At 61.0% G+C, this 15,417-nt stretch carries 13 protein-coding genes; 6 read left to right on the top strand and 7 right to left on the bottom strand.

The features are described 5' to 3' along the window. Position 1 precedes the first annotated feature (1 nt). On the bottom strand, positions 2-1,018 hold the full coding sequence (locus SLW75_RS05710; protein WP_410933867.1) for an AraC family transcriptional regulator: 1,017 nt from the start codon (positions 1,016-1,018) through the stop codon (positions 2-4). Positions 1,019-1,207: 189 nt separating this feature from the next. Here SLW75_RS05710 and SLW75_RS05705 point away from each other — a divergent pair, with 189 nt between their 5' ends. Both SLW75_RS05705 and SLW75_RS05700 read left to right on the top strand, forming a co-directional pair. Next, positions 1,208-2,392: an acetyl-CoA C-acyltransferase family protein gene (locus SLW75_RS05705; protein ID WP_410933866.1), complete on the top strand. Its 1,185-nt coding sequence runs from the start codon at positions 1,208-1,210 to the stop codon at positions 2,390-2,392. A gap of 12 nt (positions 2,393-2,404) precedes the next feature. Beyond that, entirely contained in the window at positions 2,405-3,256 is an 852-nt protein-coding gene (locus SLW75_RS05700; RefSeq protein ID WP_410933865.1) for a 3-hydroxybutyryl-CoA dehydrogenase, read from the top strand. A gap of 429 nt (positions 3,257-3,685) precedes the next feature. Here the strand turns inward: SLW75_RS05700 and SLW75_RS05695 are convergent, their stop codons facing one another. The 6 genes from SLW75_RS05695 to gabT all read right to left on the bottom strand — a co-directional run bounded on the left by SLW75_RS05695 (position 3,686) and on the right by gabT (position 11,200). Further along, complete coding sequence (locus tag SLW75_RS05695; protein WP_410933864.1) at positions 3,686-6,067, bottom strand: efflux RND transporter permease subunit; 2,382 nt, start codon at positions 6,065-6,067, stop codon at positions 3,686-3,688. Between the two features lie 26 nt (positions 6,068-6,093). Further along, entirely contained in the window at positions 6,094-7,059 is a 966-nt protein-coding gene (locus SLW75_RS05690; RefSeq protein WP_410934358.1) for a WD40/YVTN/BNR-like repeat-containing protein, read from the bottom strand. Between the two features lie 462 nt (positions 7,060-7,521). Beyond that, entirely contained in the window at positions 7,522-8,478 is a 957-nt protein-coding gene (locus SLW75_RS05685; protein ID WP_410933863.1) for an omptin family outer membrane protease, read from the bottom strand. Positions 8,479-8,656: 178 nt separating this feature from the next. Beyond that, positions 8,657-9,145: an Lrp/AsnC family transcriptional regulator gene (locus SLW75_RS05680; protein WP_003174918.1), complete on the bottom strand. Its 489-nt coding sequence runs from the start codon at positions 9,143-9,145 to the stop codon at positions 8,657-8,659. A 44-nt stretch (positions 9,146-9,189) separates the two neighbouring features. Continuing rightward, the gene (locus SLW75_RS05675) at positions 9,190-9,834 is read right to left on the bottom strand and encodes a 2-haloalkanoic acid dehalogenase (protein ID WP_065987331.1); all 645 of its coding nucleotides are present in this window, start codon (positions 9,832-9,834) and stop codon (positions 9,190-9,192) included. Between the two features lie 61 nt (positions 9,835-9,895). Then, entirely contained in the window at positions 9,896-11,200 is a 1,305-nt protein-coding gene (gene gabT / locus SLW75_RS05670) for a 4-aminobutyrate--2-oxoglutarate transaminase (protein ID WP_065987234.1), read from the bottom strand. Between the two features lie 215 nt (positions 11,201-11,415). Between gabT and SLW75_RS05665 the strand changes: the two genes are divergently transcribed. The 4 genes from SLW75_RS05665 to SLW75_RS05650 all read left to right on the top strand — a co-directional run bounded on the left by SLW75_RS05665 (position 11,416) and on the right by SLW75_RS05650 (position 14,765). Further along, positions 11,416-12,342, top strand: a complete 927-nt coding sequence (locus SLW75_RS05665; RefSeq protein ID WP_410933862.1) for a 2-hydroxyacid dehydrogenase — start codon at positions 11,416-11,418, stop codon at positions 12,340-12,342. 726 nt (positions 12,343-13,068) lie between these two features. Further along, positions 13,069-14,202, top strand: a complete 1,134-nt coding sequence (locus SLW75_RS05660) for a colicin E3/pyocin S6 family cytotoxin (RefSeq protein ID WP_410933861.1) — start codon at positions 13,069-13,071, stop codon at positions 14,200-14,202. Between the two features lie 7 nt (positions 14,203-14,209). Continuing rightward, a complete protein-coding gene (locus SLW75_RS05655) occupies positions 14,210-14,449 on the top strand; it encodes a pyocin S6 family toxin immunity protein (RefSeq protein ID WP_410933860.1) in 240 nt (79 codons plus the stop codon). A gap of 58 nt (positions 14,450-14,507) precedes the next feature. After that, positions 14,508-14,765, top strand: coding sequence for a pyocin S6 family toxin immunity protein (locus tag SLW75_RS05650; protein ID WP_065987230.1), 258 nt, complete (start codon positions 14,508-14,510; stop codon positions 14,763-14,765). Positions 14,766-15,417 lie beyond the last annotated feature (652 nt).

The following is a 15,417-nucleotide window of genomic DNA, read 5'->3' as shown; positions in this document are numbered from 1 at the left end:
GTCATGGGTGATTGGCGGTGTGCTTTTTGCGGTAGCCGCCCGGACTTTCCCCCGTCCATTTCTTGAACGCCCGGTGAAACGCGCTGGGCTCCTGAAAACCCACCAAGGATGCGATCTCCACGACGCTCAGTTCGGTGTCGCGCAGCTTCTGCTGGGCGATGCCGCGGCGGACGTCGTCCTTGATCCCTTGAAACGCACAGCCCTCACGCTCCAGTCGACGGCGGAAGGTGGTGGCGCTGAGTTTCAGCTCATCGGCCATTTCCAGCAGCGTCGGCCAGTGCCCGTAATGGCTGTTGCGCAGGCGCTGATAGACCTGCGCCGCGAGCCCGCGCTGGTTGCGATAGCGAATGACCAGCCACTGCGGCGCGGTGCGCAAAAATGATTTGAGCGACGGCAACGACTGCACCACCGGCAGACGCAGATAGTGGCTGGAAAATTCGATCTCGGTGCGCGGCTCGCCAAAGCTCAGGTTGAACCCCCACAGCAGTGAGTCGTCGCTGAGGCGCTCACGGCGCTGGCGAAACTGCGCGCGGTCGATGCTGATGCGGCGCCCGCCGAGCCAGCACAACAGGCTGATCATCAGCAGCAGAAATGTCTCTTCACCGAAGCGCTGGCGGACCGGGTCGTCTGTCGTGGTGTCCACCGCGAGCACAGCCCGGGCGCCGCGAACGATGAGGCTGCCGCGAAAGTCGCGCAGGAACAGGCCGAAATTGCTCAGGCACTGGCGCAGGGCCTTCTCCAGGTTGGGTTCCTGAATCAGCCCCCGGCAAATCAGGGCGAAGCTGCCCAAGGGCATGCCGTGGGAATCGAGGCCGAAAAACTCGTCGCCCAGTTCCTTGATCTGAATCAGCCACAACGCCGCGAACGCACTGGCCGACACCCGCGCCGTGGGGTCGTCGAGCAGTGCCATGTCGATGTCTGCTGCTTGCAACACGGACTGCAAGCGCAGCGGCTGGTCGCGTATCCCGTGGACGATCAACTGGACGAAGTAGATCGACACTGAATCCTTTTCCCGCATGACCGCCTTTCCCTTTTTGAATGGTGCACCACGGATCAGGCGCTGATGGTAAAGAACGCCAGCCCATCTGGACAGTTTCGGCATAGGCCCGTCCCGAACGCCGATCTAGACTTGCCCGCAGTCAGCACCGGCCGAAACGCCGTTTTTGCGGTGCTGCCCCCACAATTCCAATACCTGTCAGGAGTCCCCATGAGCACACCCGAAGTTTTCGTCGTCAGCGCACTGCGTACCGCCATCGGTGGATTCGGCGGTTCGCTCAAGGAGGTCTCGCCCATTGAACTGGGCACTCAGGTCAGCCGCGCCGCACTGGCCAAATCGGGGATCGCACCGGAACACATCGGCCATGTGGTCATGGGCCACGTGATTCCTACCGAAGTCCGCGACGCCTATCTTTCCCGCGTCATCGCTCTGGAAGCGGGCCTGACAAAAGAAACCCCTGCCATGAACGTCAATCGCCTGTGCGGCTCAGGTCTGCAGGCCATCGTGTCGGCGGCGCAATCGCTGATGCTCGGTGACGCCCAGGCCGTGCTGGCCGGTGGCGCCGAATCCATGAGCCGGGGTGCCTACATCATGCCCCAGGCCCGTTGGGGTGCGCGCATGGGTAACGTGCAGGCGTTCGACTACATGCTCGGTGCGTTGCACGATCCGTTCGCCAATATTCACATGGGCATCACCGCCGAGAACATCGCCGAGCATTACGGCATCACCCGCGCCGACCAGGACGCTCTGGCGCTGACCAGCCAGCAGCGCGCCGCCCACGCCATCGCCAAGGGCCGTTTCGAAAGCCAGATCGTGCCGATCGAAATCGCCACGCGCAAAGGCACCGTGACCTTCGCCCAGGACGAGCACGTGCGCGGCGACGTGACGGCCGAGCAGCTGGAGAAGATGAAAACTGCATTCAAGAAGGACGGCACCGTCACGGCCGGCAACGCCTCCGGCCTGAACGATGGCGCAGCGGCGCTGGTCATGGCCAGTGGCGACATGGTCCGCGAGCACGGTCTCAAGCCGATGGCGCGTCTGGTGGCCTATGCCCATGCCGGGGTTGATCCGTCGATGATGGGCCTGGGGCCAATTCCCGCCAGCCGCAAAGTGCTGGAACGTGCCGGCCTGACGGTGGCGGATCTGGACGTGATCGAATCCAACGAAGCCTTCGCCGCCCAGGCCTGCGCCGTTGCCCGTGAGCTAGGCTTTGATCCGGCCAAGGTCAACCCGAACGGCTCGGGCATTTCCCTCGGCCACCCGGTGGGCGCCACGGGCGCCATCATCGCCACCAAGGCGATCCACGAGCTGCACCGGATTCAGGGCCGCTACGCCTTGGTGACCATGTGCATCGGCGGCGGTCAGGGCATCGCCGTCATCTTCGAACGTGTGTAAGGAGGCTTGTCGATGAGCATGCAACACATCGCCGTGATCGGCGCCGGCACCATGGGCAACGGCATCGCGCAGGTGTGCGCGGTGGCGGGTTTCGACGTGACCCTGCTGGACATTTCCGACACCGCACTGGAGCGCGGCATGGCGACCGTGCGCAAGAATCTTGAACGGCAGGTGACCAAACAGACGGTGGCGGCCGATGTCGCCGAAGCGGCGCTGCGGCGCATCAGCGTCACCACGGACTACGACCAGTTGAACGGCGCGCAGCTGGTGATCGAAGCGGCCACCGAGAATCTGGAGCTGAAGCTGCGCCTGCTCAAGCAGATCGCCAGCCATGTCGACCGCGAGTGCGTGATTGCGTCGAATACGTCGTCGCTGTCGATCACGCAACTGGCGGCCAGCGTCGAGCACCCGGAGCGGTTCATCGGCCTGCACTTCTTCAACCCGGTGCCGATGATGAACCTGATCGAGGTCATTCGCGGTTTGCAGACGGCGGACACCACCCACATCGCGGCGATCAAGCTGGCCGAGCGGTTGAACAAGACCGCCATCACTGCCGGCAACCGGCCTGGGTTTGTGGTGAACCGGATTCTGGTGCCGATGATCAACGAGGCGATTCTGGTGCTGCAGGAAGGTCTGGCCACCGCCCAGGACATCGACGACGGCATGCGCCTGGGTTGCAACCAGCCCATCGGCCCGCTGGCGCTGGCTGACCTGATCGGGCTGGATACCTTGCTGGCGATTATTGAGGCGTTCCTCGAAGGCTTCAACGACAGCAAATACCGCCCTGCGCCGCTGCTCAAGGAAATGGTCGCGGCGGGGTATCTGGGGCGCAAGACCGGGCGTGGTTTTTTTGTTTATAACTGAGTGAACGCGGATGTGGGACAGCGTGCTTCTGGTAGAACTGGCTTTAGCCGGGAACGCGTCGGTCGCCACACCGTAAATTTTGCGGTGACAACGCCGGCCTCTTCCCGGCTGAAGCCGGTCCTACTAGGGGACCGCACACTGAAAGGGGACTCACACTGAAAGGGGACTGATTTATTTACAACGCTTCACCGTAAATTAATCTGTCCCCGATCCACAAGTTTTGCGTGTGCAATACCGGCCTCTTCCCGGCAGAAGCCGTTCCTACCAGGGCACCGGGTGTGGTCAATGGGAAAACAACCACACTGAAAGGGGACTGATTTATTTACAACGCTTCACCGTAAATTAATCTGTCCCCGATCCACAAATCTTGCGTGTGCAATACCGGCCTCCTCCCGGCAGAAGCCGTTCCTACCAGGGCACCGGGTGTGGTCAATGGGAAAACAACGAGTTCCCGACCTTGCCCGCCATCTTCTCCGGTTTGATCAGGAACCGCGCCAGCGCTGGCAACAGCCACAGGGCGCCGAACATGTTCCACAGCAGCATGAAGGTCAGCATCAGGCCCATGTCGGCCTGGAACTTGATGGCCGAGAAGATCCAGGTGCATACCCCGATCGCCAGGCACAGGCCGGTGAACAACACCGCTTTGCCCGTGGATTTAAGGGTCTGGTAATACGCTTCCTGCAACGGCAGCCCCGCCCGCAGGAAACTCTCCAGTCGGCTGTAGATGTAAATCCCGTAATCGACCCCGATCCCCACCCCGAGCGCCACCACCGGCAGGGTCGCGACTTTCACGCCAATCCCCATGAACGCCATCAGCGCGTTACCCAGCACCGACGTCAGCACCAGCGGCAGGACGATGCACAGCGTCGCCGCCCATGAACGGAAGGTGATCATGCACATCACCGCCACGCACACGTACACCAGAATCAGAATGGTCAGCTCGGCCTGCTTGATGACCTCGTTGGTGGCCGCCTCGATCCCGGCGTTACCCGCCGCGAGCAGAAACTCCAGGCCATCCTTGTTGTTCTGCTGAGCAAACTCCTGCACCGCATGCACGGCCCGGTCCAGAGTTTCGGCCTTGTGGTCATTGAGGAAAATCAGCAACGGCGCCAGGGAACAGGTGTTGTTGTACAAACCGTCAGCGCGGGAAATTGAGCTGTTGAGCACGTCCTTGTTGCGCGACAACGACTCCCATTTCAAATTGCCCTCGTTCATCCCCTTGATAACCTGTTTGGACACGGTCACCAGCGAAATCGCCGATTGCACCCCCGGCGTGTTTTCCATCTTCCACGACAGCTCGTTCATGGCCGACAGCGTCTGATACGCCGAACACCCCTCGGGCGGCGTCTTGACCATCACCACCAGCACGTCGGAGCTGGTCGAGTAATTGTTGATGATGAAGCTGTTGTCCTGGTTGTAGCGCGAGTCTGGCCGCAGTTCCGGCGCGCCCTGATCGAGGTCGCCGATCTTCAGGTTATGGCCGTACCATAGACCGCCGACCAGCGCGACAAGGGCCAATGTCACTGACACGCGGGCGACTTTTGGCGCGGCGAAGTTCGACAGCAGACGCCAGAACGGGTGCTCACGCACGGCATCCTCTTTACTGCGCACCACGGCTCTTTTGCTGATGCCAACGTAGGAAATCGCCACCGGGAGAAGGATCAGGTTGGTGAACACGATCACCGCCACGCCAATGGACGCGCCAATGGCCAGCTCGCGGATCACGCCGATGTCGATGATCAGCAACGTGATGAAGCCGACAGCGTCGGCAAGAATGGCGATCATCCCCGGCAGGAACAATTGGCGAAAGGTGCGGCGTGCTGCGGTAAGCGCACTGTCGGCATCGCTGGATTGCAGGGCGATGCCGTTGATCTTCTGCACGCCGTGGGAAATACCGATGGCGAAGATCAGAAAGGGCACCAGCATCGAGTAGGGATCAAGCCCGAAACCCACTACATGCATCAGGCCCAGCTGCCAGATCACCGCGATCAACGTGGTGCTCAACACCGCGATGGTGCTGCGGGCGCAGCGGGTGAACCACATCAGCAGGACCAGGGTGATCAGGAAGGCGATGCCGAAGAACATCACCACCATGATCAGCCCGTCGATCAGGTCGCCGACCTTCTTGGCGAAACCGACGATGTGAATCTCGACGTTGGGGTTCTGTGCTTCGTACTTGTCGCGAATCTTCTCTTCGAGCTGGTGGGAGAACTGACGGTAATCCAGCGGCAGCAGTTTGCTCTGGTCGTTGGGGTCCGGGTAGAACTCCTGCAGCGGCACATCGACGATGCTCGACTTGAAGTTGTTGGAGACCAGTCGCCCGACCTGCCCGGACTTGAGGACGTTATTGCGCAGCTTGTCGAGGCTCTGTTGCGAACCGTCGTAGCTCTGCGGAATGACCTCGCCGCCGGCAAAGCCCTCCTCCGTCACCTCGGTCCAGCGCACGCTGGGGCTCCACAGAGATTTAAGCCCGGAGCGGTCGACGCCGGAAATGTAGAAGACCTCGTCGTTGATCTGCCGCAGAGTCTCCATGTAGTCCCTGGAGAAGATGTCGCCCTGCTTGGCCTCCACCGAGATACGCACGGTGTTGCCCAGGTTCGCGAGGTCGTTGCGGTGTTCCATCATGTTCTGAACGAACGGATGCCCCAGCGGGATCATTTTTTCGAAGCTGGTGGACGGGCGCACCAGCGTCGCTTGCCAGAACAGGAAGACGCTGACCAGCAGGCAGATGCCGATCACCGTCTTGCGGTTGTTGAAAATCAGCTGTTCCAGGCGCGTCGGCTTGTCGTGAGGGTGTTGAAGGTTGCTCATGGAGACGTATCCTCGCCTGCTTGTTCTTATTGTTGAGCGCCGTCAGCGCCCGTTGGCGAGGTGACGCGAACGCCGCCCTGTCCCACCAGAACCAGATTGCCTTTGTCGTCCTCTGCTACGCCCGACAAGGAAAGCCGGTCCGGGCGATTGGCAACCGTGAAGCTTTGGCCATCGTCCGTACTGCGCATGACGCTGCCGCCGTTGCCCACCAGCACGATGGAGTGGTCGGGCATCAGCGAGGCATTGGCGATGCTGAACTCCAGCGGCCCGCGCTCACCCTGCAGCGGGACGGGCTCCCACGTGGTACCAAAATCGGTCGAACGAAACAGATTGCCGCGCAGGCCGTAAACCAGGAGCGTGTTGGATTCAGCAGTGCCTACCGCGCCGAACAACGAGCCCTGGTAAGGGCCTTCAAGTTTCTCCCAGGTCTGGCCATCGTCCGGGGACCGAAACATGCTGCCCTGTTCACCGACCACGAACAGGCCCGCGTCCTTCACGTACGCAATGCCGTTGAGGTGGAACTGGTCTTCGTTGTCCAACCGGTCGCCGATGTCTTTCCAATGCTGGCCGCCGTCGGTGGTTTCCAGCACCGCGCCATAGGCACCCACGGCGATCCCGGTGGTCAGGCCCTTGAACCAGACATCCAGCAGCGGTGCTTCGCGTTTGAGGTCTTCGAACTGTTTGGTCCAGGTGGCGCCGGCATCGCTGCTGGCAAGGATCTGCGCATCGTGGCCCACCGCCCACCCGTGTTGCTCATCGACGAAATACACCGCCGTGAGCATCTGGCGCGTCGGCACTTTGGCCTGGGTCCAGGTTTTGCCCTGGTCGTCGGAATAGAGAATGTGGCCGCGATCCCCCACCGCCACCATGCGCTTGCCGGCATGGGTCACGTCCAGCAGCAGACTGCGGGAGGCTTTTGCGGATTCGAGGGCATAGACGGCGGAATCGCCAGCGCTAGCAGGGGCTTCAACGGGCGTGCTGTCAGCGGGCATGCCATTGGCGGGCGTGCCATCAGCGGCCAGGGCTGCGCCGCAGAAGATCGGAGAGATAAGGAGCGACAGAGCCGCATGGAGAGGCAGGTTCTTGAAAAGCGTCCGGGCGCTGAAATGGCCCCGGATGACCGCAAACCGAGTGCGCCGAATGACGGGCTCACGCATGGAGCTACCCCTTCCTTTATTTTTATTAGGTTCTTCTGACGGCCGTTTGAACCGCGCGGGCGCTCTAGCCTGCACGCGACGCTGGCTTACCGAAGCGAGCCCATCCTAGTCAGCTTTGGAAACGTATGACAATCGACATGACGTTATCTTTTGTTAAGCCACGGAGCCCTGATTGGCGCGTTATCACTGGGACTGATTGAGCTCACCTACTGCGCGTAGCGTAGCTGAGCCGTGGCCCCCCAATTCAGGCGTAAACCGTGCCGGGGATCTCGGCGCCAGCACGGTGTGGGGCATGGCTCAGAAGGCGTAGGTGAGCGCCAGGGTGGACATCGTCGTCCTGGCGGACTGACTCCCCGCGTCACCCGCGATACGGAAGCGATCGCCGCTGTGAGTGTCCTTGATCAGCGTGCTGCCTTTCGCCTCGGCGTATACCTGATGATCCACACCCGCCCGTAACGAAAGCTGCGGACTCACGCGGTAACTGAGCGCAACCGCGAGGCTTTGCATACGGCCGTTGTTGCCATAATCGCCGTCGTAGGTGACGCCGCGGACATGATGGCGGTCGTGATCTCGCGCCCGGACCCACTGGCTGTATTTGAACGTGCCTTCCAGCGTCCAGTTGCGGAACTGGTAGAGACCGACCAGCCCCAGGTAAGGCGTGTCGTAGGTCTGCTGATAGGAAATGCCTTTCTGCCCCGCCGGGAATTCACCCGACTCATCCCGAAACCCATCCTCTGAAGAGTAGGTATACCGCCCGCCTCTCGCCTGCCAGCCGAACTGGCTGCGCTGATAACCGAGCATCACGCCGAGGGCGAGAGCATCACGCTTGAGCGCCCAGGCGGTGGCGGCGAAATCGGCCTGCCAGGCTTTGCTGACCTGAGTGTCCGGGTGATCGGAGTAGTCACTCCAGCCGGCGTTCTCGTCATCCCAATCGTAATCCTTCAGATGCCCGTCACCCTTCGCCACCCGCGTCCAGCCGTTCAGGTCAAGGGACAGCCAATCTATGGGCTGATACTTCAGGCCCAGATGCAGCGTCGGTACCTGCTTCATGCTCCAGTTCAACTGGCTGAGCTTGCGACCGTTGTCAGCGTCGTACACCTTTTCCCGCGCCTGACCATTCAGCAGACCGACACCCAGGCTCACCCCAACCGCCCCCAACTGAAACTGCTCCTCGCGGGTTGTCTGCGACTCGGCCAACGCCTCGGTTGCGAACGCAGCCAGCCCCAGCCACAACAGCGTATTACTGCCCTTCATCACCCACTCCGCATTTTTCTTATTGGGAATTTTGTCCAGCGCCGCACGCCGCTGGACAAGGAGCGAAAGGATGAAGCGCCGCGAAGGAAATCTCTGCCGGGCGGTTCTGAAGGATTTGCGTGAAAGCTAAACGTTGGCGTTGGGAAATTGCCTACAAAACGGTTGAAGGTCTGTTTTATTAGTGACGCAACAACTTGCGCAACGGCACCCCATCCTTCAACACCGGCGACTTGATGACGATGTAGCTGAAGTACTTCGAAATCCCGATGTTTTTGTCGAGCAGGCTTTCCACCACTTCCTGGTAGTGCTGGATGCTGCGGGTCATGAAGCGCACCAGGTAGTCGTAGCCGCCGCTAATGAGGTGGCATTCGAGGACTTCGTCCACCAGCCGGATGTTGGATTCGAACTTGGCGAAGTCTTCGCGCTTGTGGTCGCTGAGGGTGATTTCGGTGAAGACGGTGACCGAGTCAGTGATCTTGGCCAGGTTCAGATGCGCTTTGTAGCTGGAGATATAACCCGCCGATTCCAGCCGCTTGACCCGTTGCAGGCACGGGCTGGCGGACAGGCCGACGGCATCGGCGAGGCTGACATTGGTCATCCGGCCGTCCTTTTGCAGTTCGACCAGGATGCTGATGTCGATCCGATCCAGTTTCACGAGCCCTTCCATCACGTACCTCTTGACTGCCGTTGTAAGACAATCTTCTAGCAAAATCAGCGCCGTAAAGACAGCTGATGCTGCGCCACCAGGTCGGCCATGCTGTTGATGCAGTACTCCGCCGCGCAGGGGGAAGGCTGACGTGCCCGGTGGCGGCCGATCAGGCAGCGGTCCAACGCGGCGTAAGGGTCGACCGATGGCCGGGTCACGTGCAGGACCGGTTGCACCTGATCACCCTGATCCGTGAGCCATTGCGGACCTTCGGCTAGGGAAATGAAATCTTCCGGTGCAATTCCCAGCCGCTCACAGAGCACGCCGCGATCCTCGGCATCGCGGTCGCCGCGCACCAGCAATCGATAGAATTTGCGCAGGTACAGCATCGCCCCGGGCGCGTCTTCGAACAGCGACCAGTTGCCCGCCGAACGGGCGAAGCTCATGCCCTCCTCCCAACTGGCGTGCAGGCCCCACTTTTCCGCCAGTTGGCGATGGGCGAAACACAGCATGCCGCTGAAGCCCAGCTCGGCGAAGCGCGGATACAGGCTGGCGACGACCGCGTTGAATTCGGCCAGCACTTCGTCCCTGGCCGGTTGCCCGCCGCGGCTGTCAAGCAGCGGTTGCAGCGCTGCCCAGACGCCGGAATCGCGATCCACCAGCACTTCATCGCAATCGATCAGCAACGCTCTGTATTCAGTCAGCCCCAATTCTGTCAGCCCCATGTGGATCGAACCTCCTGGATGCATCTGGCCCGTTGCGGGCAAAGCGTCACTTCACATTCGAGTTCAAGACCCGTGCCAAGGCGGCGTCGAGGATCTGCACGGCTTCGTCGACCTGGGCTTCTGTCGTCACCAACGGCGCGAGGAAGCGCAGCACGTTGCGGTAAACGCCGCATTTGATGACCAGCAAGCCACCGGCGCGGGCTTCGTCGATCACCCGTGAGTTGAGGTCGGCATCCGGGGTGCGCGCCGCGTCATCCTTGATCAGTTCGATCGCCAGCATGAAACCGGTGCCGCGCACGTCGCCGATGCGCGGGTAACGCGCCTGCAGACCGATCAGGCCCCGGCGCAGGCGTTCGCCCAGGAGTTGGCTGCGCGCCAGCAGGTGTTCTTCCTCAAACGCATCGATCACCGCCAGCCCCGCCGCGCACGCCAGGGCGTTGCCGCCGTAGGTACCGCCGAGGCCGCCGGGCAGCGGCGCGTCCATGATGTGCGCCTTGCCGACCACGCCGGACAACGGCAAGCCACCGGCGAGGCTTTTGGCGACGGTGACCAGATCAGGCTGGATGCCAGAGTGCTGGTAGCCGAACCAGGTGCCGGTACGGCCAAAGCCGGTCTGGATTTCGTCGAGGATCAGCACAATGCCGTGCTTGTCGGCTAATGCCCGCAGCGCCTGAAGAAACTCCGGCGGCGCGGTGAGGAAACCGCCGTCGCCCTGCACCGGTTCAATAAGGATTGCGGCGACGCGGTCCGGTGCAACCTGGGTGGCGAGCAATTCGTTCAGCGCGGTGATTGCGTCAACACTGCTAACGCCGCGATACGCGTTCGGGTACGGCGTATGGAACACCTCCGGCGCAAACGGCCCGAAGTTCTGTTTGTAGGGTTGGCTCATGCCGGTGAGCGTGGTGCCGAGCAAGGTGCGTCCATGGAAGCCGCCACGGAAGGCGATGACTGCCGAACGGTTGGTGTGGGCACGGGCGATCTTCACGGCGTTCTCCACCGCTTCAGCGCCGGAGGTGAAGAACGCGGCCTTGTAGGCTTCCTTTCCGCCGATCATTTCACAGAGGCGCTGCGCCAGGTCGAGGTAAGGCGTGTAGGCCGCCACCTGAAAGCAGGCGTGGGAGACTTTCTGCAGTTGCGCCTGCACGGCGGCGACCACTTTCGGGTGGTTATGGCCGATGTTGAGCACGCCGATGCCGCCGACGAAATCCAGGTAGCGCTTGCCGTCCACGTCCCACAATTCGGTGCCCTGGGCGCGGTCGATCACCAGCGGGTGCGCAGTGACCAGACCACGGGGCACGAATTGCTCGCGCTGACGGAGCAAATGAGGGGTTTCGTCGACTTTGCTGTTCATGGCATTTCCCATCGTGAGTCGGGCAACCCGGAGGCGGTTGCGATGCTGATCAGGTTACGGCGTGCGGGCAACGCACTTAGCCGAACTTGGCCCGTGAGAAATTCGGATCGACTGTTTTGGCCCCGCCTTTCAACAGATCCTGCGTCGGGCTTGGAGGATGATGTGGGCTAGCTCCCTACCCCTTCCCTTCAGCCTCCCTTTAGCAGGAGAAGCCCATGGCCTTGCTCTACAAAGCCGACCCCGCGCGCGCGCCACACTGGCAGAGACTCTTCGCCGAACATGCACCGGACATCGAATGGCGCGCCTGGCCGGACATCGGCAATCCCGAAGAGGTCGAGTACCTGGCGGCCTGGCAGGCGCCGGATGACCTGACGCAGTTGCTGCCGAATCTGAAGGTGCTGTTCGCGCTGTCGGCCGGAGTGGATCAGCTGGATCTGTCGCGTTTGCCGGCGGATCTGCCGGTGGTGCGCCTGCTGGATCCGGGCATCACGCGGGGGATGTGTGAATACGCGACGTGGGCGGTGTTGAGTCTGCATCGGGATATGCTGCGGTATCGCGAGCAGCAGGCGGCACGCTGTTGGCAGGCCCATCTGTTGCAACCGGCGGAGAGACGGCGCGTGGGGGTGATGGGGTTGGGCACGCAGGCGCAGCAGATTCTGGCGACGCTGGCGCCGTTCGGGTTTGCCTTGTCGGGCTGGGCGCGCAGTGTTCATGAGGTTGAGGGGGTGGACTGTTTTGCGGGTCAGGCGCAGTTGTCGGCGTTTCTGGGGCAGTGCGATATTTTGCTGTGCGTACTGCCGTTGACGGAGCAGACGGAGGGGATTCTGGACCGGAACCTGTTTGCGTTGCTGCCACGGGGCGCAGGGCTGATCAATATGGGGCGCGGCGGGCATCTTGTTGAGGAGGATTTGCTGGAGGCGCTGGAGAGTGGGCAGTTGGGGGGCGCTGTGCTGGATGTCTTGCAGGTGGAGCCGGCAGCGGCTGATCATCCATTTTGGGAGCATCCGCAGGTGGTGTTAACGCCGCATGTGGCGGCGATGACGCAGCCGGCGAGTGCGTTTGGGGTGTTGCTGGAGAACATTCGGCGGTTTGAGCGGGGGGAGCGGATGGTGGGGCAGATAGATCGAAATCGGGGCTATTGAGTCCCGTTTTTAGATCACAAGCCAGGTCAAGATCACAAGCGTCTGCCTAGGGGCAGACCGTTTCGCCTTCGGCGAGTTACTTGGAAAAGCACCCCAAGTAACCAAGGGTGCCTGCTCTCGGTTTGGCCCGACTTCGTCGGGTTCCCTCACTTCGACGACGCTCCGTGGGCCCGCGCCGAACGGACATCCATGTCCGCAACGGCGCTCTCGCCGCATCCATGCGGCTCGACCCACTCCGCGTCGTCTACGTTCGGCCTGCACCAAAGTCGCGATTGGTGTCGTCTGGGCTATTTGCGTATGAAGATCAAAAGCAGATCAAAAGCAGATCAAGGGCTTCCCGGCTGAAGCCGGTCTTACGAGGATCGCCGCCGGTCCCACTGACACAGCGGATGCTTTCACGCTTATAGGGGACTGATTTATTTACAACGCTTCACCGTAAATTAATCTGTCCCCGGTCCGTTAGTGTGGCACCTGACGTCTTCCCGGCTAAAGCCGGTCCCACTGACACAGCGCATGCTTTTAGTGGGACCGGCTTTAGCCGGAAAGACGCCATTCCAGTCGCCAACAATTATGTGATGTTCAACACGACACCTTCTCTGGGAAAGCTAGCACCACTCACAGCGGAAACTGTCCGCCCCGCAACATCCCCTAACCCCCGTGCCGTTGACCACCCGTCGACCCGACCGCATCCTCCGCCGCCTCAAATTGGCAGGCATCAACAAGGTCATGTTCAAGGACGACAAAAAAGATCCCTTTGGGGACAACTCGATTTTCAAAGGGCTTTCCAACGGAGGTGCGTCGTGGGCCGCATGGAACTCGCCTCCCGAACCCGTGCGGGTGCCCACTCCGATGCCAGAGCGCTGGCCGGCCCCGAAGGAGCGCACCGACAAGGTCTTCGCCAAATCCTGTACCGGGGAATGGTGCAGCACTGACGCCGGCACTGAGGTAGAACCCGCCTCCAACTTCGGCGCGATCATGATGGCGGGCGCCATGCTCCTGCCCTCCGCCTCCGACGCTATTGCCGCCGCACTCGGCGCAGACATGGGATTGGGCCGCATGGCCGGCGGCGGCATCATGCAGCGCAGCCACACGTGGCTGCTTCGAGGAGCCGGCGGCCCGGCGAGTCTGTTCATCGTAGGCATGCTCCCGGCGAAGATGGGCGACGGCACGCTCTACACCGATGACGAATTGCGCAACCTGGCCCAAGCGACAACGCGGGTGCGTTTCCAGTTGCGCCGTGATGCAGAAGGCGAGTTACAGATCTACGGCATCCATTCCAAAGCATCCGGCGACGACTCGGTCCGCACCGTGCAAGCCCGCTGGAACGCCGACAAAAGCGCGATGGAAGCCCATCTCGACGGCATCACCATCCTCATGACGCCCCGCCGGGGCCGACACGGGACGCTGGAACCTCTGGTCTACCCTGAAAACAGCGACGCACGCCTAGGCACCATCCTCGTCCACCCGATCCCGGACGACACCGACAGTCAGCTCGAAGGACTCCCAGGCGACGACATCACCGCTGAAGACTGCATCCTCGTCTTCCCCGCTGACTCGGGGCTGAGGTCGATGTATGTGGTGTATGCAAGGCCGTTTAATGGGGATCATGGGTATCATCCGCCTCCGCTGGACCTCCCAGGCTTTCCAGACGCCAAGAAAGCAGACAGTAAAACAATGGTCCAGGGTGGTGGAGCGAAGCGACGACGCTGGAAAGATCCCAAAGGCCGAATATTTGAGTGGGATAGTCAGCACGGGACTGTCGAAATGTATGACAAACAAGGCAAGCACTTGGGGGAGTTTGATCCTCAGACCAGCGAGCGAACCAAGCCGGCCAAGCCCGGCCGTAAAATTGAAAAGTGAGAGTTCTATGTTCCTCTATATATTTGGATTTTTGCTCGACAGCACCGAAGACGACTCGCTGAAATTTGAAATGAAGATAGATCCGTCGTTGAATGACGAAATCGTAGCGCGGCTCGGCCATGCAAGCCTAAACGCGATGGCGGAAGGTGACTGGCCGCTGACAAGCGAGCAGGTCACAATGCTGTCTTCAATCACGGGACGCCAACTTCCGACCGATCTGAAGCTCCTGATAGGCGTCGTAGCGTGAGCACAGCACGGGGCCAACCACCCTCTGGATAACTTAATGATTGGTAAAGTCACCTCATATGGCATTCATGCTGATACAGGGCTTTTACCCTGAGCCGGACCCGGACAACTCGCTTCAGTACGAGAAGGTGGTACCACAAGCACTCGAAACAAACGTGCTTGCCGCGATGGGCTGGACGACAAAATCAGACGTACCCCCGGGCGTAACAGAGCTTAGCCAGGAGCAAGCAGTGATGGTGCTCAAAGCGTTAGATGAGCGAAAAAAGGCGCAATTGATTTACTGCATTGCGCTTTACAGAAATGAACCTGCCAGTTAGGCACTCAATGCGGGATTAATTTACGGTGCAGCGTTGTAAATAAATCAGTCCCCCTTAAGCCAGTCCCCCTTAAGCCCACGCCAGGTCAAGATCTAAGGCGTCTGCCTAGGGGCAGACTGTTTCGCCTTCGACGAGTTACTTGGAAAAGCACCCCAAGTAACCAAGGGTGCCTGCTCTCGGTTTGGCCCGACTTCGTCGGGTTCCCTCACTTCGACGACGCTCCGTGGGCCCGCGCCGAACGGACATCCATGTCCTGACGGCGCTCTCGCCGCATCCATGCGGCTCGGCCCACTGCGCGTCGTCTACGTTCGGCCTGCACCAAAGTCGCGATTGGTGCCGTCTGGGCTATTTGCGTATGAAGATCAAAAGCAGATCAAGGGCTTCCCGGCTAAAGCCGGTCTTACGAGGATCGCCGCCGGTCCCACTGACACCGCGCATGCTTTTAGTAGGACCGGCTTTAGCCGGGAAGCTTTTGATCTGATCGTTCCCCACGCTCCGCGTGGTAAAGCCGTCCGGGACGCTCTGCGTCCCTGTGGGACCGGCTTTAGCCGGGAAGAGGCCCGCGCAATCGATATTAATTTCTCAGTGTGGCATCCGACGCCTTCCCGGCTAAAGTTGGTCCCACAAACGTCAACAGCCAGTCCTGCAGAAA

This window comes from Pseudomonas sp. W5-01 (assembly GCF_046540435.1).
Lineage (GTDB): Bacteria > Pseudomonadota > Gammaproteobacteria > Pseudomonadales > Pseudomonadaceae > Aquipseudomonas > Aquipseudomonas graminis_B.
Note: the sequence above shows the minus strand (reverse complement) of the source record. Positions and strands in the feature narration are given on the sequence as shown.